Source organism: Pantoea sp. X-Soil-YNGN-844, from assembly GCF_059730595.1.
Genome location: NZ_AP036008.1, coordinates 1 through 24,603, shown reverse-complemented (window position 1 = coordinate 24,603; position 24,603 = coordinate 1). Strand labels below are relative to the sequence as shown.

At 54.4% G+C, this 24,603-nt stretch carries 18 protein-coding genes; 8 read left to right on the top strand and 10 right to left on the bottom strand.

The window, feature by feature from the left end; genetic code table 11:
• Positions 1-267: 267 nt before the first annotated feature.
• Positions 268-885 carry a pyridoxamine 5'-phosphate oxidase family protein gene (locus AC6I8C_RS18820; RefSeq protein WP_497823377.1) on the top strand — a complete coding sequence of 206 codons (618 nt, stop codon included), beginning with the start codon at positions 268-270 and terminating at the stop codon, positions 883-885.
• Positions 886-1,043: 158 nt separating this feature from the next.
• Here the strand turns inward: AC6I8C_RS18820 and AC6I8C_RS18815 are convergent, their stop codons facing one another.
• On the bottom strand, positions 1,044-1,409 hold the full coding sequence (locus AC6I8C_RS18815) for a type II toxin-antitoxin system PemK/MazF family toxin (protein ID WP_033735363.1): 366 nt from the start codon (positions 1,407-1,409) through the stop codon (positions 1,044-1,046).
• Positions 1,409-1,681, bottom strand: a complete 273-nt coding sequence (locus tag AC6I8C_RS18810) for an AbrB/MazE/SpoVT family DNA-binding domain-containing protein (protein ID WP_497823376.1) — start codon at positions 1,679-1,681, stop codon at positions 1,409-1,411. The genes AC6I8C_RS18815 and AC6I8C_RS18810 overlap by 1 nt, the downstream gene beginning before the upstream one ends.
• Positions 1,682-1,832: 151 nt before the next feature.
• On the opposite strand from AC6I8C_RS18810, the gene AC6I8C_RS18805 reads away from it, so the two are divergent.
• Positions 1,833-3,026, top strand: coding sequence for an MFS transporter (locus tag AC6I8C_RS18805; protein ID WP_497823375.1), 1,194 nt, complete (start codon positions 1,833-1,835; stop codon positions 3,024-3,026).
• Between the two features lie 106 nt (positions 3,027-3,132).
• Positions 3,133-7,650, top strand: coding sequence for an ATP-dependent helicase (locus AC6I8C_RS18800; protein ID WP_497823374.1), 4,518 nt, complete (start codon positions 3,133-3,135; stop codon positions 7,648-7,650).
• On the opposite strand, the gene AC6I8C_RS18795 is transcribed toward AC6I8C_RS18800, so the two are convergent.
• On the bottom strand, positions 7,634-8,563 hold the full coding sequence (locus AC6I8C_RS18795) for a LysR family transcriptional regulator (RefSeq protein ID WP_497823373.1): 930 nt from the start codon (positions 8,561-8,563) through the stop codon (positions 7,634-7,636). The genes AC6I8C_RS18800 and AC6I8C_RS18795 overlap by 17 nt on opposite strands.
• Before the next feature lie 95 nt (positions 8,564-8,658).
• On the opposite strand from AC6I8C_RS18795, the gene AC6I8C_RS18790 reads away from it, so the two are divergent.
• The gene (locus tag AC6I8C_RS18790) at positions 8,659-9,513 is read left to right on the top strand and encodes an aldo/keto reductase family oxidoreductase (protein ID WP_497823372.1); all 855 of its coding nucleotides are present in this window, start codon (positions 8,659-8,661) and stop codon (positions 9,511-9,513) included.
• A 31-nt stretch (positions 9,514-9,544) separates the two neighbouring features.
• Here AC6I8C_RS18790 and AC6I8C_RS18785 read toward each other — a convergent pair whose 3' ends face one another.
• The 4 genes from AC6I8C_RS18785 to AC6I8C_RS18770 form a co-directional block, all read right to left on the bottom strand.
• Positions 9,545-11,044: an alpha/beta hydrolase gene (locus AC6I8C_RS18785; protein ID WP_497823371.1), complete on the bottom strand. Its 1,500-nt coding sequence runs from the start codon at positions 11,042-11,044 to the stop codon at positions 9,545-9,547.
• 18 nt (positions 11,045-11,062) lie between these two features.
• Positions 11,063-11,599, bottom strand: coding sequence for a lipid IV(A) palmitoyltransferase PagP (gene pagP / locus AC6I8C_RS18780; RefSeq protein WP_497823749.1), 537 nt, complete (start codon positions 11,597-11,599; stop codon positions 11,063-11,065).
• Between the two features lie 326 nt (positions 11,600-11,925).
• Positions 11,926-13,377: a sugar porter family MFS transporter gene (locus AC6I8C_RS18775; protein ID WP_497823370.1), complete on the bottom strand. Its 1,452-nt coding sequence runs from the start codon at positions 13,375-13,377 to the stop codon at positions 11,926-11,928.
• A 199-nt stretch (positions 13,378-13,576) separates the two neighbouring features.
• Complete coding sequence (locus tag AC6I8C_RS18770; RefSeq protein ID WP_497823369.1) at positions 13,577-14,479, bottom strand: LysR substrate-binding domain-containing protein; 903 nt, start codon at positions 14,477-14,479, stop codon at positions 13,577-13,579.
• Positions 14,480-14,676: 197 nt separating this feature from the next.
• Here AC6I8C_RS18770 and AC6I8C_RS18765 point away from each other — a divergent pair, with 197 nt between their 5' ends.
• Genes AC6I8C_RS18765 through AC6I8C_RS18750 form a run of 4 tightly spaced genes read left to right on the top strand, consistent with a single transcriptional unit; the run spans position 14,677 to position 18,646 of the window.
• Positions 14,677-15,426 (top strand): SDR family NAD(P)-dependent oxidoreductase, encoded by a 750-nt coding sequence (locus AC6I8C_RS18765; RefSeq protein WP_033735387.1) that lies wholly within the window; start codon positions 14,677-14,679, stop codon positions 15,424-15,426.
• 54 nt (positions 15,427-15,480) lie between these two features.
• Complete coding sequence (locus AC6I8C_RS18760) at positions 15,481-16,779, top strand: MFS transporter (protein ID WP_497823368.1); 1,299 nt, start codon at positions 15,481-15,483, stop codon at positions 16,777-16,779.
• A 12-nt stretch (positions 16,780-16,791) separates the two neighbouring features.
• Complete coding sequence (locus tag AC6I8C_RS18755; RefSeq protein WP_497823367.1) at positions 16,792-17,634, top strand: transketolase; 843 nt, start codon at positions 16,792-16,794, stop codon at positions 17,632-17,634.
• A 1-nt stretch (position 17,635) separates the two neighbouring features.
• Positions 17,636-18,646, top strand: coding sequence for a transketolase family protein (locus AC6I8C_RS18750; RefSeq protein WP_497823366.1), 1,011 nt, complete (start codon positions 17,636-17,638; stop codon positions 18,644-18,646).
• A 1,095-nt stretch (positions 18,647-19,741) separates the two neighbouring features.
• Here AC6I8C_RS18750 and AC6I8C_RS18745 read toward each other — a convergent pair.
• From AC6I8C_RS18745 to AC6I8C_RS18735, 3 genes are all read right to left on the bottom strand, one after another.
• A complete protein-coding gene (locus AC6I8C_RS18745; RefSeq protein WP_033784879.1) occupies positions 19,742-20,713 on the bottom strand; it encodes a ParB family protein in 972 nt (323 codons plus the stop codon).
• A 7-nt stretch (positions 20,714-20,720) separates the two neighbouring features.
• Positions 20,721-21,920: an AAA family ATPase gene (locus tag AC6I8C_RS18740; protein ID WP_033735792.1), complete on the bottom strand. Its 1,200-nt coding sequence runs from the start codon at positions 21,918-21,920 to the stop codon at positions 20,721-20,723.
• A 1,553-nt stretch (positions 21,921-23,473) separates the two neighbouring features.
• Positions 23,474-24,403: a RepB family plasmid replication initiator protein gene (locus tag AC6I8C_RS18735; protein WP_003855845.1), complete on the bottom strand. Its 930-nt coding sequence runs from the start codon at positions 24,401-24,403 to the stop codon at positions 23,474-23,476.
• Positions 24,404-24,603: the final 200 nt, after the last annotated feature.

Here is a 24,603-nt window from a genome sequence, read left to right as displayed (position 1 = left end):
TCTCCTTATGGGTACTGATCAGGTTAATGCTTTATATCAGCAGGTTGTTCTGATACCAACACCTGGGTTTTACAGGCCGGGCCTGGTAATCCCTTCCTGTTTAGCCGGGATTGACGGATCACCGTGAATAGTGATCACAAAGGCTTGTGCAGTGACTCTGACTCTGCAGCGATTGGTGTTAGAGTTCTGCTTAAACCTGCGCGTCGGATCTGTGGCGTCTTATTGTCGGTGTCCTGAGGATCTGATCAATGAAAGGAAAGTGCAAACATGGCTGAACAGAGCAGCATAGTGACGGAACTTACCGAACTTGAACGTCTTTATGGCACTGTCGCCCGGCCTTCTGTGGCTAAGGTGACCGATCATATTCATCCCGCCTATCGTCCGTTTATAGCCGCCTCGCCTTTTGTGGCGCTGGCAACATCGGGACCGGAGGGACTGGATGTTTCACCGCGCGGCGATCCGGCCGGATTTATCGAAATCGAAGATGATAAAACCCTGCTCTTGCCTGACAGACGCGGCAATAATCGCATCGACAGCCTGCGTAATATTTTAAATGACAATCGGGTTGCGCTGCTTTTTCTCATCCCCGGCATTGGTGAGACGCTACGCGTGAACGGTACGGCGGCGATCAGCACCGACCCGGCGCTGCTTGAACGCTTCGCTGTCAATAATCAGCTGCCAAAAACCGTGCTCCGCATCCACGTGGAAAGCGTCTTCTTTCAGTGCAGCCGGGCGATTATCCGCTCCGGGTTATGGAACGCTGAAACGCAGATTGCGCGGCAGTCGCTGCCCAGCACCGGCTCGATTCTGAAACAGATTGCGGAAATCGATGGCGATGCCTACGACAAAGCGCTGCCAGAGCGATTAAAGAACTCGCTTTACTAAGCTCCTGCGGGTTGCACTTCAGGCAGCGTGCTGAAGAGGGAAGTGCTTATACTTTCGGGCTGCAGATGATCATGCACCTGCGGTCGGAGCCCTGCGAGAGTGTTACGCCTTCCCGGAATTAATAAATTTGTAATTTATAACTGGCAGCCAGCTTTTATTTATCGCGGGTCGATAAGGTCTACAACCAGAGACAATATTTCATCCATAACATGTGGCTCTACCCTGGCAGCATAGCTTGCCTTGCGCGCTGTCAGGTCAAGCGAACGCACCTGATAGCACAGCGCCACGCCGGTCACCTTACCGGTATCTGTGCTGTTACCGTCCAGAAACACAGTCACTCCCTGTGAGCGCGACGCGACGCCGCCGCTTGTCACCGGTACACAAACTGCCGTCCCCAGAGCCGCAACTAACTCGCGCTGAGAGATAACAAGATAATAATGCGGCCCTTTAAACTCACGCCCTTCAACCGGATCACCATTAACGTGCCAGATTTCGCCCTTCTGCGGCACCCTCCTTGAAACCATCAGATATGCTCCCTGCCCTGCGGCGCGTCATTCAGTCCGTCGACGGCCTCGTCGTTATATCTCTGGATTTCCAGCTGATCAATACCGGCCAGCAACTGAGCAACTGTCCGCCGACCGCGTGGTACACGCGTAACCGGCACAATGTTCACGGATTCTCCCTCAGCGGTCACGTCCAGCTCAATGCCCACGGTCCAGCCTGCTCTGGCAGCAATCTCACTGGGAATAGTCAGCACGACAGCTCCGCCCTGCTGACGAAGTTTTGTTGATGCCATGAGTCCTCCGGTGTGTAACTTAGTAACACATAGTTTAGCATAGGTGACACTAAGTCACACCGCAATAAACGTTAAAGCAAAGATATTGCATTAAGCTCAGAATCACCGTATACCTTAGTTAAAGCTAATACTTTGCATTAAGGTGACATCTATGAATCCCATCCTGACACCGCAGGCGGCTACCCGCACCACGCTTTTTAGCTTTACCGGTGCGGCGCTGATCTCAGCCACCAGCAGCGCGCCCACGCCGCTCTACCCCCTTTATCGCAGCCTATTTCATCTGACGCCGACCATGCTGACACTGATCTTTGGTGCCTATGCTTTCGCCTTGCTGGCCGCGCTGCTGACGGTAGGTAAAGTGTCAGATTATACTGGCCGACGTCCGCTGATGCTGCTGGCACTGGCAATTAACGCGGTCGCGCTGGTGATTTTTATGGTGGCCAGTTCGGCCCCGACCCTGATTGCCGCCCGACTGGTACAGGGCTTTGCTACGGGTATTGCACTGCCGACCTTCGGTGCCAGCCTGATTGACGCCAGTAAAACGCGTGGACCCCTGCTCAATTCGTTCACCGCGTTTCTCGGGATGACGCTCGGCACGCTGACAGGTGGCATTCTGGTCAGCTTTGCGCCGTTTCCTACGGTCACGATTTACGCGCTGCTGATGGTGCTGATGATAGTCGCGATGGCGCTTCTGCCCCTGATACCTGAAACGATTGCACCTCAGCCGGGTGTACTGGCCGCGCTGCGGCCTCAGGTCAGCATTCCGCGACGCGCACTGGGCCCGCTGCTGAAGGTAACACCAGTGAACATCGCAACATGGATGCTTGGCGGATTTTATCTGTCACTGATGCCCACGATGGTGGCAAATGCAACCGGCCTGACATCGCCGTTTATCGGCGGCTCGATTGTGGCAACGCTGATGCTAAGTGCAACGGCAGCCGTATTACTCTTTCGTCCGTTGCCGCCCGCGCGGGCGTTAGTTATTGGTACGCTGATGCTGATGGCAGGTGTCGGTGTTACGCTGACAGGCCTTTCTATACACAGCGTGGCCCTGCTCTATCTCGGCACCGCCATTGCGGGTCAGGGGTTTGGATCGATTTTCTCCAGCGTGCTGAAGATCATCATGCCGTTAGCGGAGAGTCATGAGCGCGCCGGGTTGTTCTCCGCCTTTTTGATCAAAAGCTATCTCGCCTTTGCCCTGCCCGCGATTGCGGCCGGTATTGCCGCACCCCATATCGGGCTGACCCAGACCGCCTGGTTCTATGGCATGACCCTTATTGTGCTGGCGCTGGTGTCACTCCTGGCGATCAGAGGCCGCGCATTAGCTGGCGCGGCCTGTTCTTAAACACCACTGATGCGGCCAGAGATCGGCCGCGTCATTCACAAACGGCGATTTTCACTTACACTCAACGGATTAATTCCTGGTGCAGTCACTGCGTGATGCCGTGAGTATGATGTCGAAATCCCAATCTGATACGGTCCTGGCCCGGTTTTCACCCGCCACCCGACGCTGGTTTTCTGCCGCCTTTGCTGCGCCGACGCCGGTGCAGAAGGCGGCCTGGCAGTCGATTGCCAGCGGAGAGCATGCGCTGGTCATTGCGCCTACCGGTTCCGGGAAAACGCTGGCGGCCTTTCTCACCGCCATCGACACGCAGTTTCAGGTCAGAACTGACCAGCCTGCTCCCACACGCGAAACGACCACCCGCATTCTCTACATTTCCCCCGTCAAAGCGCTGGCAGCCGACGTGCAGCGCAACCTGAATCTGCCGCTGGCAGGCGTCTACGCCGAACGGCAGGTGCTGAATGAACCTGAGATCGCGCTGAATATCGGCATGCGCTCCGGCGATACCCCCACCGCAGAGCGCGCCAGGCTGTTGCGTCGTCCGCCCGATATCCTGATTACCACGCCTGAATCGCTGTTTCTGATGCTGACCTCCAAAGCACGCACCACGCTTCAGGGCATCACCACGGTGATTGTCGATGAGGTGCATGCGGTAGCGGGTTCAAAGCGCGGTTCCCAGCTGGCGCTGAGCCTGGAGCGGCTGGATGCGCTGCTGCCACAGCCCGCCCAGCGCATCGGGCTTTCCGCCACGGTGCGACCGGTTGAACGGGTCGCGGCCTTTCTCGGCGGCTGTCAGCCGGTTCAGGTGGTTAATCCGGCCGCCGCTCGCACGCTGCACCTGACGATAGAAGTGCCGGTTGAGGATATGACTGATATTGCCAGCGCCGATGACCTGACCGGTGAAGCGAGTACTGCAAGCGGATCGATCTGGCCACATATCGAAGCGCGCGTTCTTCAGCAGGTAATAGCCCATCGTGCCACGCTGGTGTTTGTGAATTCGCGTGGTCTGGCAGAAAAGCTGACGGCGCGGCTCAATGCGCGTTATCTGGCGCAGCAGATCCCTGCTGAAAATCAGGATGAAGAGCGCGCCGACGATCTGATTGCCCGCTCCCACCACGGTTCCGTCTCGAAAGAACAGCGCGGCGGGATCGAAGCTGCCCTGAAGCAGGGCAGTCTGCGCTGCGTGGTGGCGACCTCCAGTCTGGAACTGGGCATTGATATGGGGCCGGTGGATCTGGTGATCCAGGTGGGCGCTCCGCTGTCAGTCGCCAGCGCCCTGCAGCGTGTGGGTCGCGCCGGACATCAGGTTGGCGGCATATCTACCGGCATCCTGTATCCCCGCACCCGGCGCGATCTGTTGGATTCGGCCGTGATATTACAGTCGATGCGGGCGGGTCACCTCGATGCGCTGGCTCCACCCCGTAACCCGCTCGATATTCTGGCGCAACAGACGCTGGCGGCCGTGGCAATGGATCCTCTGCAGGCCGACGATTGGTATGCGCGGGTCTGCCGGGCCGATCCATTCCGCACTCTCTCGCGTCGGCTGTTTGATGCCACACTTGATATGCTGGCGGGTAAGTTTCCGTCAGATGATTTTGCTCAGCTGCGGCCACAGCTGGTATGGGATCGCCAGAGCGGACTGCTGACGGCGCGACCCGGCGCTCAGAATCTGGCCGTGACCAGCGGCGGCACCATTCCCGATCGCGGCATGTTCAGCGTCATCCTGCCCGAAGGCGAAGAGCAGGCGGGATCTCGTCGGGTCGGCGAACTGGATGAAGAGATGGTCTATGAGTCGCGGGTCAACGACATCATTACTCTGGGTGCAACGTCGTGGCGTATTCAGCAGATCACCCACGATCAGGTGCTGGTGGTTCCCGCGCCAGGCCGTCCGGCCCGTCTGCCCTTCTGGCGCGGTGAGGGCATTGGCCGTTCTGCCGATTCAGGTTCCAGCCTCGGCTTGTTTCTGCGTAAACTGAACAGTGCTTCACCGGATGATGCGCAACAACAGCTGCACGCGCTGGGGCTGGATACCCATGCCGTGACAAATCTGCTGGCTTTACTGGCTGAACAGCGTGTCGCGACTGGCGTACTGCCCGACGATCGCACGTTGCTGATTGAACGCTGCCGGGACGAAACTGGCGACTGGCGGGTGATCCTGCACTCGCCCTGGGGAAAACGGGTTAATGCGCCCTGGGCGCTGGCAATTTCTGCCCGGATCCAGCACCGCATGGGGATTGATGCTTCCGTCGCAGCCAGTGATGACGGCATCGTAGCCCGCTTTCCCGCCAGCGAAGGGCATCTTCCCGGCGCTGACCTGTTTATGTTCGACGCCGACCAGCTCACTCAGGACGTTACGGAGAGTGTCGGGCAATCGGCACTGTTCGCCGCCCGCTTCCGGGAGTGTGCCTCACGCGCGCTGCTGTTGCCGAGGCGCAATCCAGGTAAGCGCTCACCACTCTGGCAGCAGCGGCTGCGCGCCGGTCAGTTGCTGGACGTCGCCCGGCAGTATGATGATTTTCCCATCCTGATCGAAACCGCACGCGAATGCCTGCAGGATGTCTACGATCTGCCCGCCCTGCACCAGCTGATGGAACAACTGGCACAGGGAAACGTAAAGCTGGTCGAGGTGACGACCGAACAGCCCTCTCCTTTTGCCGCCCCACTGTTGTTTGGCTATGTCGCAGAATTTATCTATGCCAGCGATGCACCACAGGCCGAACGACGTGCCTCACTGCTGGCGCTCGACAGCAATCTGCTGGGTGAACTGCTAGGCCAGACCAGCAAGCGTGATTTGCTGGCACCTGACGTCGTTGAGCAGGTCGGCCAGGAACTGCAGCGCATTGATTCCCGCTATCAGGCACAACACGCCGAAGGCATCATCGATCTGCTGCGTGACCTCGGCCCGCTCTCCGTTGTCGGTATTTCGGCGCGGTTCAGTGGCAATGACCAGCAAATCGCAGAAGCCGTGTCGCAGTTTGCTGCTGCCCGGCGAATAATCCCGGTGAAGCTCGCGGGTGAAGATCGCTGGGCAGTTGTTGAAGACGCGTCTCGCCTGCGCGATGCGCTGGGCACTGAGCTGCCTGACGATCTGCCCGACACCTTTCTGGAGCCGCAGACCGATCCACTACGCGGTCTGGTGAACCGCTACGCCCGCACCCATGCGCTGTTCACCGCCCGACAGCTGGCGACCCATTTCGGTCTGGGCGTGGCCGTCGTGAATGCGGTGCTACTATCCCTGTATCAACAGGGCAGCCTGCTGAACACAGGTGCGGCAGCGGACACATCGGAAACGGAGTGGGTTTCCTCAGAGATCTTCAAACGCTTGCGCTTACGTTCACTGCAATCAGCACGCGAAGCAACCCGTCCGGTTTCACCCGCCGCCTGGGTCAGCCTGCTGCTGACGCGGCACGGCCTGCTTAACCACGCGCATCATGGTGTCAGCGGGCTGCTGCGGGTGATAGAGCAACTGGCGGGCGTGCCGTTACCCGCCTCGCTGTGGGAGTCACAAATCTTGCCCCCCAGGATTGCCGACTATCAGCCTGCAATGCTCGATGAACTGTTAGCCAGTGGCGAGGTGATCTGGTGCGGACATAAAGCGCTGGGACAGAATGATGGTCTGATCTCGCTTCACCTGGCAGAATTCGCCGCTGAGACGCTGCCGGAGGCTGACGCCACTCCCCCTCTTACGCCGATCCAGCAGGCGACACTTGACGCACTGAGCCGCGGTGGCGCGTGGTTTGTTCATGAGATTATGGCGCAGATGGAGCAGCCGGAGGCACAACCCACCGACATCTATGACGCACTGTGGCAACTGGTGTGGCAGGGCTGTGTCACTGCGGATAGCTGGATTGCGGTACGTGGGCTCCTGACCACGCCAGGCTTGACCCGTTCACGTCCGGCACGCACTCTGCGCACCCGCTTTGGACAGCGCTTTACGCCTGGCGCATTGCCCGCACGCCGTCCAGCGGTCAACACGCTGGCCGGGCGCTGGTCGAAGATTAACCGGCAAGAGATTGCGCCTGCCCGACTGGCTCTTTCGCTGGCAGAAAATCTGCTCGACCGTTATGGAGTGATTACGCGAGGCAGTGCAGTTTCAGAGCAGATCCCCGGTGGATTTCCGGCATTGCAGCCCGTACTGCGCAGTATGGAAGATGCCGGGCGACTGCTGCGCGGACAGTTTGTCGCCGGGTCCGGCGGTACGCAGTTTGCTGACCATCAGACCATTGAGCAACTGCGGGCGCTGGCCGAAGCGCCAACCGATGCCACTGAAGCGGTGACGCTGGCTGCACTCGACCCCGCGAATCCGTTTGGCGCGATGCTGAGCTGGCCGGTTCATGCCAGCGGCATACGCCCGACACGTCGTCAGGGCGCGCGGGTCGTGATTGCAGGCGGCATGCTGATGCTCTTTCTGACGCCGGGAGGCAAAGAGTTGCTGACATTCAGCGATGACCCTGAACAGCTTGAGACCGCAGTCGCGGCGCTGGGCGTGGCGCTGAAACGTGAAAAGCCCGCGAGCTTTACGCTGGAGACGGTAGATGGTGAAGCGGTGTCGCAGTCACCGCTGCTTAATGCGTTGCGACACGCCGGTTTTTCACGGGTGCCGCAGGGATTCAGCTGGTATAGCTGACAGGTTTTTCGCGCGCGTTTGTTTCGCGCACAAAATCGATAAACGCCTGAAGCGGAGCCGGAATCAGACGGCGATCGTTGTAGTAAAGCCACGGGCCGGAAAAGGTCAGCCACCAGGGTTGCAGCAGCGGTTCCAGCCGGCCACTGTCCAGGGCCGGTCTGAGCCACTCATCAAACAGATAGATCACCCCGCTTCCGGCAATCGCGGCCTCTACAGCCAGATCCATTGCCCCGCCGACGGTCACCACCAGCGGCCCACAGGTTTCAACGCTTATCTCTTCTCCGTCGTAGCTGAATGTCCAGTCAGCCATGATGCCGCTGGCATAACGGCCACGCAGACAGCGATGATGGATCAGATCGCGCGGGTGATCGGGTCGGCCATATTCCGCAAGATAAGCCGGAGACGCGGCCAGCGCGAACCGCTGCTGCCGGGGGCCAATGGGCATCGCCACCATATCCTGCTCCAGCCGCTCATCATAGCGAATGCCAGCGTCGCAGCCGTCACGAAAGACATCCTGCACGCTGCTCTCAGCCACGATTTCCAGCCGGATATCAGGATAGCGCCGCAGAAATTCCGGCACCAGCCCGGGCAATACCAGCCGGGTGGCACTGACCGGAACATTCAGCCGCAGCGTGCCGCCTGGCGTGTTGCGATAGCGATTCACCGCATCCAGCGCGGCATTAACTTCATTCATGGCGGGCAACAGACGTTCAATCAGCGCCCTGCCCGCTTCAGTCAGTACTACCGTGCGTGTCGTCCGGTAAAACAGTCGGATACCCAGTTGCTGTTCTGCCCGACGCACCGCATCGCTCAGGCGTGACGCATTGCTGCCTGTAATACGCGCGGCTTCCCGGAATCCTCCCGCTTTCGCCACTGCCACGACAGCATCCAGCAGCGCCATATCGATCGCCATTGTGCATCACCCCGTACAGTCTGTCCTGATTTCACCGGATAGTTGCACAGCTGAATCACCGTTACAATTGATCTACATTCACGCAGGAGGTTTTCATGTCAGATATCACCATGACTTATCCGTTAGGCGATCGTGAAGTTAACCGTCTCGGCTACGGCGCAATGCAGCTGGCCGGGCCAGGCGTATTCGGGCCGGTAAAAGATGAAGCCCGGGCAATTCAGGTTTTGCGCGACGCCATCGCGGCGGGCGTCAATCATATCGACACCAGCGACTTTTATGGCCCGCACGAAACCAATCAGTTAATCAAAAAGGCACTCCATCCCTATCCACAGAATCTGACAATTGTGACAAAAGTGGGTGCCCGCCGCGATGCAAAAGGCGGCTGGCTGGCGGCGATGGAACCTGAAGCGCTGACTCAGGCGGTGGAAGATAACCTGCGCAATCTGGGGCTGGACGTGATTGAAGTGGTGAACCTGCGCAGTATGCTGCATCCGGCGAAGCCGAAAGAGGGCTCTCTGGCACCCCAGCTGGAGGCGCTGCTGTCATTACAGGCGCGCGGGCTGATTCGGCATATTGGCCTGAGCAACGTCACCGCCACGCAGATCGCTGAAGCCCAGGCGATGACACCCATTGTCTGCGTGCAGAATATGTATAACCTGGCGCATCGACAGGATGATGAGCTGGTGGATCAGCTGGCGCAGCAGGGCATCGCTTACGTGCCGTTTTTCCCGCTGGGCGGCTTTTCGCCATTACAGTCGGATCAGCTTAATGACGTTGCTGCGTCCCTGAATGCGACGCCGATGCAGGTGGCGCTGGCCTGGCTGCTGAGGCGCTCGCCCAATATTCTGTTGATTCCCGGCACGTCCTCACCGGAACACCTCAAAGAGAATCTGGCCAGTGGCAGCCTGCAGCTGTCGGATGAGGTAATGGAAAAGCTGAACGCGATATAAACCAGGCCCGCATCATGCGGGCCTGGTTGATTCAGAAACTGCTGAGGCAGGTCGCCAGTTGCGGCTTGTTACTGCAACCGATGTGGTGATCGATTCTGTTAATCATGTAAGGATAAAACGGGTTAGAGGTCGCGCGCATAATCGAGTCCAGCCCCACAATCAGCACCGCACTCTCGCCTCGCAGTGACAACGTACCAAAACTGATACCAAACTCATTCTTCGTCGCAGGTGCACTGCCGTAGAGACCATCCTCTGCCGGGAACGGGATCGCCACATGCGACAGCGAGTAAAGCCCGGCCGGATAGTTGATGGCCAGTGGCTGGATTCGCTCCTTAATCTCACCGGCAGGCACGCTTTTGGTCACCATTTCCAGCGACGTGGCGGCAGCATTGGTGATCACCGCGGAAGAATAATGCCGACGGGCCGCGGGTAACAGCTGATTCACTGCCGTGTATGAGGAATGACGGAATAACGGGCTGACGCTGACGGCCTGATTGATATCGAACAGCACCAGCTCACTGCCGTTTTCTGGCAGATAATTGTATAACGAACGAATCACCGACGGCGTGCTGACAGTAGAGTCCATGACGGACTGAAAGGTCAGTACTGGCGGGAAGCCGGACAACTGCTGATTACGCGCGTAGTGCTGGATCTCTTTCTGTAGCGCCTGCGTCAGCAGATAGGTCTGCCGGGCAGCGTGCACTGGAAAAGAGTTATATTTAAACGGATTAAACTCCGGCACGATATTCAGCCAGGCTGTTTTCGAGAAGGCCGGAAAAACAGAGGGCAGTCCGGCAAGTCCGGCAAACCGCGCAAAACGGGTGACACCGATCATCGGTGATAACAGAAGCAGCTGCTGCGGACGACGCAACGTGGCGTCGCCCAGGCTGTCGAGCGCATATTTTACCGCCAGCGCCCCGCCGTTAGAGAATCCCACCAGATGCAGCGGTGTCCGGGTTCCCGCAAGTCGGGTCGCTTCGCGCACCGCCAGGCGTGTAGCCGCCATCCAGTCCTGCCAGTCCACATCGGTCAGGCCCGCAGGCACCGTGCCGTGACCCGGTAACCTGATTGCTACGGCCACATAACCCTGCTGGCGATAGGTTTCTGCGATATGACGCAGGCTGTAAGGACTGTCGGTCAGACCATGCAGTAAAACGACTGCACCACGCGGCGTGCCCGCCGGAAGCAGAATATAGGAACGGTTCCAGTCCTGTGCAAAATGACCCGGATAGATCAGGCTGCCGGAGAAATATCGGTTGAGCGGGGTTTTCTCATCCGCATCCAGTTTGTCAGTGACCTGCTGCTTCATCTCATCAAAAAGATGATTTTCAGCATTAAGATAATCGGTGTAACCCGCTTTATCGAGCTGTTCAACTGTCAGCTCATGCGGGAGCCAGGTGTGCCAGCGATGTAATTCCGGGCCACGTTCCGCCTCATAGATGCGAATGATCAGTAGCAGCAGTAACACCAAACCCACGACAAGCGTTGAACGCCAGAGTCTGCGCGTAACAGTTTTCAACTTCCGGGTCATAAATCCTTTCCTGAAAAATTAAAAGGCATAGCGAAACCACGCGAACAGCACGTTGCCATTATTGTAAGTGCCGGGGATGTAAGTAAACTGGACATTCACCGCTTTATAACCGGCAGAGAACAGCGGCAATATAATCGGCAGCGGAATATAGTTGCCAAAGTCTTCACGCGCGGTGACACCCGCTGTTAATCCGGCACCAAGCCGGAAGTCCTGACCGGAGCCCGGATACCATCCCTTCTCCCAGCCATAACCGACAATGGGCTGCCACTCATTGTGCGAATCTTTAAACGCCATCGCATAAAGCGCACTCCAGTTGCCGCTGTCGCTATAGCGGGAAACACCCAGACCGCCGCCCCAGGGATTCTCGTTATAGTTATCGGTTTTTTCTTTGTCGTACATTAAGCGGGCGTGCCAGCTAATAAACGGCAGATAGAGATCGGTGTGCTGAGGCGCGTTCCAGGTTTGTGCAACATCGTCAGTGAAATTATTCCACCAGGATGAAACCGGCGCATTTTCAGCATGCAGTGGTGTGGCAATCAGCAGTGCAGCAGCCATTGTCACAGAGTTTGATATATTCATGGTGCATTCCGGTCAGCATGCGGAGCAGATGAAAAGTGAGTATAGCGCAGAGCCAGCTCCAATCTTTGTCAGCGGTCATGCTTCGCTTAAACGGCAATTTCAACCGTCAGCGGCATCTGAGGGTTACGCCGGATTCTGGCGATTTCAGCCTGAAATCGCCAGGCATGTCCGGAAACTCTCCCGCAAAATCATGCTGATTACAGTGAATGAAACGGCTTAACTGACAGAAAGGGATACGACGCAAGGGGGCTGAGAAGGGAGAGAAACCGGATTCAGCCGGCGGGCCGAATCCGGTAGGGACGCTAGCAGGCTTCAGCCTCCTTCGGCTTTTCACCAAACTTCTCTTTCATGTGTGACTCAATCTCTTCCAGACTTTTACCGCGCGTCTCGGGTACCATCGCCATCACGAATATCAGCGAGCCAACGTTAATCGCGGCAAAGATAAAGAAGGTCGTGCTGCCGGCATACTCCATGATCGGTGGAAAACCGAACGCGACCACAGCATTGAAAATCCACTGTAGTGAGACAGCGCCACCGGTTAACACGCCACGCAGCTGCATCGGGAACAGCTCTGACATCATCAGCCAGTAGACTGGCGAGATACACATCTGCATGCAGAATAGGAACAGCAGAATACAGCCCAGGGCAAGATAACTCTGCATCAGGCTCGAACTCATAAAGGTCATCACGCTGCCCAGCAGGATCTGTGCCGTGATCACCAGACATAAACCGGTGATAAGCATGGTACGACGCGGGAAACGGCTAATCGCCCAGATACCGACAAATGTCGCCAGAACAGAAACCACGCCGTTACCAATGGTCGCGGCAATCGACGCGCTGGTGCCAAGTCCGGTCTGTTTAAGGATGATCGGCGTGTAATACATGAAGCCATTAACGCCGGTAAACTGCGCAACAAAGCCGAGTCCGACACCAATGATCATCAGGCGGATAACCCATTTCTCGCGAATCAGGGTTTTCGCATCCGGCCCGCGTTCCGCTGCTCTCGCCTGCTTCTTCATCTGTGCCATCTCATGACGCACCTCACGCGGTGTTTCACGCAGATACTTCAGAATCTTCTTCGCCTCTTTCAGACGCCCTTCCGCCACCAGCCAGTGTGGTGAAGCCGGAACGAAGAAGGTGCCGATAAACAGCAGGAAACCGGGCACCATCGCAATCGCCAGCATGTAGCGCCACAGGTGCTCATCATGCAGCAGATAGCTCAGTAGCGTACTGGCGACATAGGCAATGAGCTGGCCGGTGACAATCATCAGTTCATTGCGGCTCACCAGCGGCGCACGCAGACGTGGCCCGGCAATTTCGGCAATAAACACCGGCACGGTTGAAGAGCCACCGCCGACAGCAATTCCCAACAGGAAGCGCATGGCCACCATCACATTGACGGAAGGCGCCAGTGCCGTACCAAGCGAACCCAGTACAAAAATGACCGCCAGGGTGCGAAGCGTAATACGTCGGCCAAAACGGTCCGAGAAGAAACCACTGAGAAAAGAGCCGATAGCGGCACCGAACACCAGCGAAGAGGCGACGAGCCCTTCCGTGAATGAGTTCAGTCCAAGACCACCCTGATCGGGTGGCGAGGTCATGTAAGGTAATGCACCCGAGATAATCCCGGTGTCATAGCCAAAAGCCAGCGCGCCCATAGTGGCAACCAGCACCACTAAAAAAATGCGCTGGCGTACCGTATCCGCAGGCGCGTGATCGCCCGCTTCCCCAGCGTCTGGTGTATTTGTACTCATAATATTCCTGCCATTAATAAGTTAAACATCCATTTGATTAAATTTCATACGGAATAGAAAGGGAACATATTTACCGATTGGGTAAAGAAGTGTAGACGGTATTTAAAAGTTAGCTTTGGCAATGCGACTTTTATGGCGTGAATAATTACCAGCAGAAATAAACCCGCGTCATAGTGACGCGACGGAAGTTATTTTAACATCATATTAACGTTCTGAGTTCTTCCTGTATCCAGCTCAGGAAATGTGTAACACGGGGGAACTGGGCAAATCCACGCGGAAAGACCAGATGGTGCGCGCTGACGGGCAGGCTATGCTGCTCAGTCAATACCCTGACCAGTTTCCCGCTGCAAAGATAATCCTCCGCCAGCAATTCGCTTTCAAAAATAAGACCGTGGCCTAACATTGCCGCTTCAAGACTCATATAAGAGCGGTCAAAACGAAATAACCACTCTTTATCCGGCTGAGGTAATTGCTGCGCTGCAAACCATTGCGGCCATTGAATAAGCGGTGACTCCGATAATATCAGCGCGTGATGGATTAAATCCGCGGCCTGACTGACAGGATGCTGTTTCAGATAGTCTGGCGAGGCCAGCACCGACATCTTTTCATGGCGGATGGTTTTAATCTCAAATGCGTTCCAGTCCGGGAAGCCGTGACGTATTGCTATATCAATATTGTCGCGGCTGAAGGAGAGATTTTCATAAGAACAGGAGAGCGTAAGCTGAAACTCTGGATAGCTGTCGCGAAATTTATGGATACGCGGCAATAGCCAGAGCAGACCGAAGCTGGGTGCGCAGTGGATCCTGAGGTTACTGCGTGCTTTCTCATTACTGATGCGCGCGGTGGCCTGCGCCAGGCCCAGCAGTATCGGGCCGATCTCCCTGAGGTAATGTTCGCCCGACAGCGTGAGCGCTACGCCTTTTGCCGAACGATTAAACAGAATACAGCCCAGTTCCCGCTCCAGTTTAGCCAGCTGATGACTGGCTGCCGAGGGGGTAATATTTAATTCCTCAGCCGCCCGCGCGACATTACCAAAATGGGCCACCTGCTCAAAAACCCGCAGTGATTTAATAGAAGGTAAGTGTTCCGACTGCTTTTCCATCCGCCTCTCCACACAGAAATTATGTGATGTGTGCCCATTTTTAAATCGCAAAGTTGTTAACTGCATCAAATCAACAAATTCATTCAGCATCAAATGAATTTTTCTGCATTGCCAATATTACGCGCTTTATCAATTCTGATCGTGACCCTGCCGGTAGCGATACCGAACCACTAATAATTATTCTTCTGGAGTGGACAATGTTACTAGAAAACAAAGTTGCGATTATCACCGGTGCCGCTTCCCAGCGCGGCATTGGACGAGCCACAGCGGCCTGCTTTGCTCAGCATGGCGCGCGCGTGGTGGTGCTTGATTTAGATCTGCAGGCAGCTCAGGCCAGCGCGCTGTCGTGTGGCGACGGTCATCTCGGCCTGGCCACCGATGTCACCGATCCTCTTTCTGTTCATCGTGCTATCGATCAGGTACTTGAGCACTACGGCCGTATTGACGTGCTGGTCAACAATGCCGGGATCACTCAGCCGGTTAAAACACTGGAAATCGGCATCGAAGATTACAACCGCATTCTTGATGTCAATCTGCGCGGTACGCTGCTGATGTCTCAGGCGGTTATCCCGACGATGCAGCGGCAAAAAAGCGGCAGCATTGTCTGTCTGTCATCGGTATCAGCTCAGCGTGGCGGCGGCATTTTCGGCGGGCCGCACTACAGTGCGGCGAAAGCAGGCGTGCTGGGCCTGACAAAAGCCATGGCGCGCGAATTCGGCCCGGACCAGATTCGTATCAATGCCCTGACGCCCGGTCTTATCCAGACCGATATCACCGGTGGCCTGTTACAGGATGAACGCCGCCATGCCATTCTCGACGGCATACCTCTTGGCCGCCTGGGAACCGCCAGTGACGTCGCTAACGCGGCGCTGTTCCTCGCCAGCGATCTCTCCGGTTATCTCACCGGCATCACGCTGGATGTGAATGGCGGCATGCTGATCCATTAAATAGCGCCCTGCCCTGCCCGCACGCCTTGCGGGCTAACTTCGGGAGTGAATACCATGACCACGCTTAATCTGAGCGCAGCCTCTGCTGCGCGCGATATCACCTATCGCAAAATTGCCTGGCGGCTGATGCCCTGGCTGATGCTCTGTTACCTCTGTGCCTATCTTGATCGTGTAAACGTTGGCTTCGCGAAATTACAGATGATGGATGATTTGTCACTCAGCGAAACGGTGTACGGGCTGGGTGCCGGGATCTTTTTCCTCGGTTACTTCTTCTTTGAAGTGCCGAGCAACCTGATCCTGCATCGGGTCGGTGCGCGCCGCTGGATTGCCCGCATTATGATTACCTGGGGTGTAATCTCGGCCCTGTTCGCCTTTGTAGAAACCGCATGGCAGTTCTACCTGCTGCGATTTCTGCTTGGTGTGGCAGAGGCCGGACTTGCACCCGGTTTACTGCTCTATCTGACCTACTGGTTTCCCTCTCACCGTCGCGCTCGCATGACGGTGCTCTGGTTTGTCGCGATTCCACTTTCCGGAATGATTGGTGGCCCGCTCTCTGGCTGGATCATGGCGACCTTCGCAGGTTTTCACGGATGGGCGGGCTGGCAATGGATGTTTATGCTGGAGGCTATCCCTACCCTTGTTATGGGATTCGTAGTGCTGCTGGTTCTGAAGGATCGGGTGGAGCAGGCAGAGTGGCTGGATGAGGATGAGAAGCGCCAGGTGCGTGCCGATCTCGACGAAGACAATCAGCAGAAAGCCTGTCATGGCACGGTGAAAGCCTTTGTTGCTGACCGTCGCCTGTGGCTGCTGGCGCTGATCTACTTTTGCGTGGTGATGGGACAGTATGCGTTAACGTTCTGGCTACCGACGCTGGTAAGAAATTCAGGCGTCAGTGAACCTCTGCATATCGGATTACTGACCAGTCTGCCGTACCTGTGCGCCATTATCTTTATGCTACTGGCCGGACGCAGTGGCGATCGTCATAGTGAACGTCGCTGGCACCTGATTGTTCCGATGCTGATCGGCCTCTCCGGACTGACGCTGGCGACGCTGCTCAGCCATAACGTCTCCCTGTCACTGTTTGCCCTCTGTATTGCCGCTGCGGGCATTCTTTCCGCTTCATCACTGTTCTGGATGCTGCCGACCAACCTGCTGGGTGGCGTCTCTGCTGCCGCAGGCATCGCTGCGGTGAACTGCATTGCCAATCTGGCCGGTTTTTTCTCGCCGTGGCTGATTGGATCAATCACTACCGCAACCGGTTCTCCCGCGTCGGGAATGTATTTTATCGCTGCCGTTCTGCTGGGTGGTGCGCTATGCGTACTGCGCATTCGGGCTGCGGATGTTAATCGTTAATCAGGAGGTTATATGACTGACCCTCATCACAGTTCACACACGCTCTCATTGCCGCAGCGTGCCCGTAATATTCGCCATCATGCCTTGTTAATGGGGCAGATACAGGGACAGGGCTATATCGGTCAGGCACTGGGTGCAGCTGATTTACTCGCTGTCAGCTATTTTCACGCCATGAATTACCGTCCAGATGAGCCTGAGTGGGAAGAGCGCGATCGTTTCTACCTGTCGATTGGGCACTACGCCATCGCGCTTTACGCCGCGCTACTGGAAGCGGGCGTCATACCAGAAGAAGAACGGGAAACCTATGGCACCGATGAGAGCCGCCTGCCCATGTCTGGCATGGCCGCCTATACCCCAGGCATGGAGATCACCGGCGGTTCATTAGGTCATGGATTAGGAATAGCCGTGGGTGCCTGTCTGGGACTGAAGCAAAAAGGCTCACAGGCGCGAATCTATAACCTGCTATCTGATGGCGAGCTGAATGAAGGCTCAACGTGGGAAGCGGCCATGTCAGCCTCACACTGGCAGCTTGATAACCTGATCGCCATTATCGACGTCAACAATCAGCAGGCTGACGGTCACAGCAGCGAGATTCTCGCGTTCGAACCGATAGTGGATCGCTGGCAGGCTTTTGGCTGGTATACCCAGCGCGTTGATGGCAATGATATTGCTGCTTTGCAACAGGCCTTTGACGCAGCCCGCAGCTGGCCTGAACCTCAGCCGCGCGTCATCATCTGCGATACCCGAATGGGAAAAGGTGTGCCGTTTCTTGAAAGCCGGGAGAAAACCCACTTCATCCGTGTGGATGCTGATGAGTGGGACAAAGCCCTGACCGCACTTGAGCAAGGAGTCTGATATGAGTTCACAACCGCAAAAAAAACGGCTGACCACTTCCGCCATGATCGCCTCGATTGCTGCTGAGGGTCAGCCCACGGTTTCGGCTCCGTTCGGGCATGCTCTGGTGTCACTGGCAGAGCAGCGATCCGATGTGGTCGGTCTGACGGCAGATTTGAGTAAATACACCGACCTGCATCTGTTCGCGGACGCTTTTCCGCAGCGCTTTTATCAGATGGGAATGGCGGAACAGTTACTGATGAGTGCCGCAGCAGGAATGGCGCGCGAGGGCTTTATGCCTTTTGTCACCACCTATGCCGTGTTTGCTTCCCGCCGCGCCTATGATTTTATCTGCATGGCCATCGCCGAAGAGAATCTGAACGTCAAAATTGCCTGTGCGCTGCCAGGCCTGACCACCGGTTATGGGCCTAGCCATCAGGCGACTGACGATCTGGCAATTTTTCGGGGTATGCCAAACCTGACAATCATCGATCCCTGCGATGCGCTGGAGATTAGCCAGGTCATCCCGGCGATTGCCGAACATCAGGGGCCGGTTTACCTGCGCCTGCTGCGCGGTAAGGTTCCGCTGGTGCTGGATAAATATGATTATCGCTATCAGCACGGCAAGGCCCAGCGTCTGCGAACGGGCAAAGATGCGGTTATCATCAGTAGCGGATTGATGACCATGCGGGCACTTGAAGCCGCTGAGATGCTGGAAAAGCTGGGCATTGAGGTTGGAGTGGTGCACTCTCCTGTGATTAAGCCTCTGGATGAAGAGACAATCCTGCAAGAAGCAGGGGAAGCGCTGCATCATAACCAGCTGGTTATCACAGCGGAGAATCATTCAATCACGGGCGGGTTAGGCGAGGCAATCGCGGGCCTGCTGATGCGGAACCATGTGACGCCTCGCTTTAAGCAGATTGCCCTGCCGGATGCATTCCTGGCAGCAGGCGCTTTACCGACGTTGCATGACCGTTATGGCATCTCTGCCGATGCGATGGTCAGGCAAATAACAGCCTGGCTCGAAGCCTGATTTATAACAAAACCGGGCCTGGCCCGGTTTTGTATCGTTATTTGCCGCACCAGATAACTATCCTGTTATCACCTCCATCGTACGCACTCCTTAGGCACTATGATGATTGCCGTGCTCAACGCTGGCTGCGCATCAACAGATTCTGATGAGCCCGCCAGCCGATTGTCTGTGCTGCTTAACCTCTTTAGCTCCGCATTCACTGTAAACAGTTTTACTGTCAGTCATGTCCCTTTCCTGAGCAGCCCGGCTCTCGTTTTCTGCTGTTGAGCACATCCTTTCATCTGCTTTACTCAATACAGTGAATCTGTCTGAAGTAACCGATTTCAGATCACTGGCACCTTCACAGTCCAATCCAGCTCCTGTCGTTCGCATCATCAGAAAAATAATTTTAGTCGGATGATAAAGTTATCCACTTTTTCTGTGGATAAGTGAGGGATATTTTCTGAGTATCTTTTTTCACTCTGAGAAGATGCCTTTGCTGCTAGGCGGTTACGCTGCAATTATGATCTCAACGAAGCGCTTATATCCAGTAATCAGCACGATTTCCAGCAGAAAGCGTGGCGATTTCAGGCTGAAATTCACAGATATTTTCAATTAAAAACAGCCGCTTAAGCGTTAAATTTCGCTGGCGGCCAGCATACCGGTAAAAAGACTTGCAGAGAAAGCATCAGCCGGTATGCATTAGTTGTGCAGGAACTGAGGTCTGGTGAGAAGTAACTGGTCACTAATGAACCAGCTTGCGAAAATCTTTACTTGCAATTTGCGACCGCTGAATGCGAAAAGGCAGCATTTGGACCCTTCGGAAGTTATATCAGAATTTGATTCCGCTTTTTCCATTGCAGACGATTCAGGGATTCAAAGGCTGCCTGGAAAGCTGGCGAAATGGTCAGGAGGAATGGCGATTTCACAGGAATCAGATTGATAAATTTCTAATATAACATCAATATATTCAGTTAGTTATCCTGATTATCACCCTTCAAAACCTGGCGATTTCAGCCTGAAATTCGGGTTTCCACGCATCTTATAAGTCTCTTTCAGCTTAACAAGGCAATAAAAAAGCCAGCGTCTGCGCTGGCTGATTTTAATACGCGTAAATTAACGATTGAGATATTTCTTCAGGGTTTCGGCAATGACTTTATCCAGCTCTTCCTGCAACTCTTTCGACTGCCGGTTAAATTCATAGCTGAACATCCGGCCGCGTACCTTTTTACGCGCAAAGCGATCTTTATCAGCAAAAGACCAGAGAGCAGTCGCCTGTGTTTTATCTTTCTCAGGCTCTTTCATCAACGTCTGGCTGCCCTGGCGAATCAGACGCAGAATGTGATTTTTCAGCTCATCCTCGGCAAGCCCTTCTCGCGCACAAACCACATCTATTTCCCGCGAGATAGAATTAATCAGAGCTTCAACGCTTTGCCCGGATTCACTCAATTTGTCAGCCGCCTGCAACAGCGCTTTGTAATCAGGATAAGTCAGCTCAGCGTGATTAGGGAAAAGTGAAATCAAATCGGACGGAACGCTGGCCGCCTGAAGAGCACGCGTGACCTTCGCCTGAGATAATCCCTGATTCTCAGCGATCTCTTTTTGCGACAGTCCACCCTCTTTTAACGCCAGCAGGCGCATTCCCACTTCCCGCAGGTTATGTTCGCGGGCCGTCTGGATATCCTGCGCCAGTCTGCGTGCTTCATCGGCGCTAATAGCGGCATCAGTGACCAGTACGTCCAGCCCGGTCTTACAGTAAAGCGCAGCTGCACGCCGACGTGAGCCGTCAAGAATCTCAATGCGGTCATCGCGCATTACGCCAATGGCCGGGAAGAACTGCTGAAGCTTAATGGTGCGGATAATGTCGCGCAGTGAATCGGGTGTCAGGCCCGCCTGATCGCGGCCATTGGTTTCCATCGTCACGAATGTCTTGTTTTCAACATCACTGGCGGCAATACGTTCAAAGCGAAACAGGGCACGCTTGCCTGTAGCCAGAACGAATGTCTGATTGTGCTGGCTATCTGGCGTATCATTTTCCAGTGGAGTCTGGCTGAAGGTTCTGCCAATCGTAATTCTTTTTGCGCTCATACAAACCTCAGTTCAGGCGAATAAATTCGATACGGTCAAAGACGGCTTTTGCAAAGTCCTCTGCGGCGGATCTTGCATTTTTCAACGCTTCGCTGCTGCCGACGTATGTCGAAGGATTTGCGGAGATGACCGTATCAAAGGATTCGCCGCAACGTTCGAAACCATCAAGGCGGGGAAGGGCAGCATCAAGCATGTCACCCCCAAAAATCTCTTTTGCCAGACTATGACAGAGCTTGTGGTCGGCTTTATTCGAGAGCTTAGACATGAAGCCAATGTTGCCCTGCAGGCGACAGGTGGCGCCGGAATCCTCGATAATCGCAATCAGTTCCGGCAGACGCGTCAGGTATTTGAGCGTGGAATGAAAGTCGACCTGAGCCGGTGGTACCGGCGTCATCAGCAGATCAGAGGCCGCAATGGCGTTCTTCAGGAAAGCATCAAGATGCGGGCCACTGTCGATAAAGATAAAGTCATAATCTTTCTTCAGTTTGGCAATGACATTGTCATACAGCACGGCATGAACATTCTGCTGCGGCAGATGCTCTGCGCAAAGCTGGTCCCAGCTTGAGGCGATAAAGGCGTCATCAATTGAGGCAGGCAGCACATCGACACCCGGAATAATCGATGGAACGATAAATTCGTTCACCAGCTCATCACGGGTGACATTCTGCAGCATTGCCTGTGCCGCTGTCGCTTCCACCAGCCCTACTGAACGTTCATGGTTTAAAAACATGGTTGCTGAGGACTGTGGATCAAGGTCAATCACCAAAATACGCAAGTCTTCAAACAGCAGATGAGGATGGGCACGAAGTGCATGAGCCAGTGAGACGGTAGAAACCGTTTTTGAGACACCGCCCTTCAGATTACCTACAAAAATGGTATAGGCATCACTGTGGCGGTCGCGATATTTCGGCACACCACGATGATGATAAATATCGATAATGTTCTGAATCGACATGGCATATTTAACGGAAGAACCGGCCGCACGTTTATCAAACTGATAACCGCTCTCTTCCATCTCATTTACAGCGTAATCGACACTGGCTCGTGTCAGTTTGGGCAACTTTGCTAACGCCGCTTTGGCATAAACCTGATAGTACGTATTTTCATGCAGTTCCTGCTTTTGCGCCTGAATCTGGTCGGTGAGGCTCAGCAGCATGCGTTCAGAACGCTGTGCAACCTTCATCACCTGCTTGTCATCGTTAGCCATAGTTGCTCCAAACATGTAGGATTTATGACTTTATACAGAAATCCTGCACGTGAGGCAATAAATTATCCTTTCAACATAATCTTCGTTTTTATGTAACACCACGGGTTTTGGTGAGGTTCATCACATTATTATTTCTGGCCTGGCAATTTACGCAGTTCAAATGCGAGCAGCGTTCACTGTAATCAGCAGAACATTCACTGTAATCAGTAGAAATCGATCCGCAGTAAGAGAGTAGGGGGGAAATGAATTGGACTTAGCGCGTTGATGAGTCTGAACGTTCACTGTAATCAGTAAAGTCAGCTCTCTATCAGGTCTCTTACCGGAGGAACTTGAAGTGGTGGTGCAGAAGAAAAACCGCATTCAGAAAGCCCACGCGATAAAGCCTGGCTGATGCCTGACGCTGAACGCGCCAAACGTTCACTGTAATCAGTAATGTCATTGCAGATACCCAGGCAGCAATCACGTTCACTGTAATCAGTAAACTCGTTGAATAGCTAGCAGGACAAGAAGCCGAACTGAGTAAACGTTCACTGTAGTCAGCAGTGAGGAGAGGAGAAATCCTGTCTGGTTTATAAAAGCATCGGAAGCTGATGAGATAACAGGCAACTAGAATTTGGGAGCCAGAATGGATAGGCAGTGATGAACAAGACAGTCCGATAACGTTCACTGTAATCAGTAATGAGGGGATATCGAACATTCACTATAGTCAGTAAAAGAAGAGTCTTGCTGGCCAGACATTCACTGTAATCAGCAGAAGCGTCAGTTCAGTTCGACGGGAATAGAGGACAGTAAGGTCACGATACGCAGATATCACTTCGATTCTGGCAGCGCTCAGGCCAGCAGACATCAACGCCTGATCATGAGTTATGTCACCACAACTTTCCCGCGAATGTTCACTATAAACAGTAAAGCGGCAAAGCGTTGCGTCAAATTTCAGCTATCATTCACTGTATTCAGCAAAGCATTCACTGTAATCAGCAAAGCAGTATTCCTGAGGATCACCGCGGTGAAGACAGCTCCACTATACAACGTTCACTGTAATCAGTAACCGACGGGGAATCTTCAGCACGCCAGCACATAGACGATGCCAGTCGGCAAACATTCACTGTAATCAGTAACAGTGTCACGCTGGCAATACTGATAAGTTAAAGCGCCTCAATACAATACGCACGCCGGCCGTGCTGAACGTGAATGCAGTCATTCACTGTAATCAGTAAAGTGCTCAACGGAAATCAGCAAAAAGAGACGCTGTCCTGCCTTAATCAGAACGTTCACTATAATCAGCAAAGCCGATCCTGGAAGGGGCTAACCAGTTAGTAAGTAAGCACGCACTTACTTCATAAGCCTTATAGCATAGCACGACAGGAAAAGAGGGGAGGAGGGCATGATTCAAAAACGTGCCCCGTTTACTGATTACAGTGAACGTTACTGATTGCAGTTAACAGAGGTGGAGTACTGATTACAGTGAATGTGAGAGGAAGGGCACAATATCACTTTCAACGGTAAAAGTGACACTGCCACGCAGAAATGCTGATTACAGTGAACGTCAGGGGTTAATCCTCAAACTCGATCTCGTCCAGCGAATCGATGCTCTCCAGATTACCGATGCCATCAAGCTTAGGTGTGCGGCTATGGATAATGAAAAAGACTGAGCGGCCACGCTTCACTTCTGAATAATCCAGATATCCAATCTCCTTCAGTTGCTCCATCGCACGCCGCACCACATGGTTCTGCGTGGTGGTCTTAGAGCCGAGATTAAGGCGCATACGCAGGCGTGCCAGCGATATCGGTGCCGGATTGGTCGGCAGGCTCTCAAGGAAGGTATAGAGCGCCTGTGCAGACTCTTTACGCTTAAGGCGGGATATTGCACGAAGCTGAAGCAGCACCTTGTGATCGAAGTTGTAGAGTTCAAACAGTTTGGGATCCGCCTGAATCCGCACAATATCTTTTTCGCGGTCGTAATAGGCTGACTGGACAAGGTGGGTATGATACGCCTTGCCGTTGCCTTCAAAAGAGAGCGTGTTAGTTGCAATGCGGCGCAGAGAGGCATCAAGACGCTTACGCAGTGCGGCAGACGAGTTGGCAGAGGGAATACCACACATCTTCACAAAATCGATAAACGGCAGTGTGACGGTATCACCTTTGGTCGGATAGCGCGAAAAAGACTGAATAATACCTGCCCAGGTTTTAAAATCGTTATCCATATCCAGCCGTGCACCGGTAATGGTAATCTTTTCGTAGCCTTCCGCCTTTACCAGCGTCAGATTCTTCAGCTCTTTCGTCGCATCCGTTGATGCCATTGCACCGGATTTACCCCGTGCGGTTGATTTCAGCGTCGGCACGAACAGTCCAAGACGCATCAGTGCCACCGGTTGAACGGTATTATTCTTGTTGGGATGAAGCTGAATAACTTCACCACTGTTTTTGGTCACTGACAGAAAAGGTTCAAGTAACGCTTTGTTTTCGTTGTCTTTATCTGCCATGGCTTAGGATCTTCATTCTGTGGATGAAAGGGATCGTTTTCTGACTACAGTGAACATTAGCACTGTTTACAGTGAACATTCTACCTGGTACAGTGAATAAAGTACTGATTACAGTGAACACTTTACTGATTATAGTGAACGCGATCACCCTTTGAGCCCTTGTGGGGTGCGGCCTGCGACGATCGGGGATCTCTTAGGAT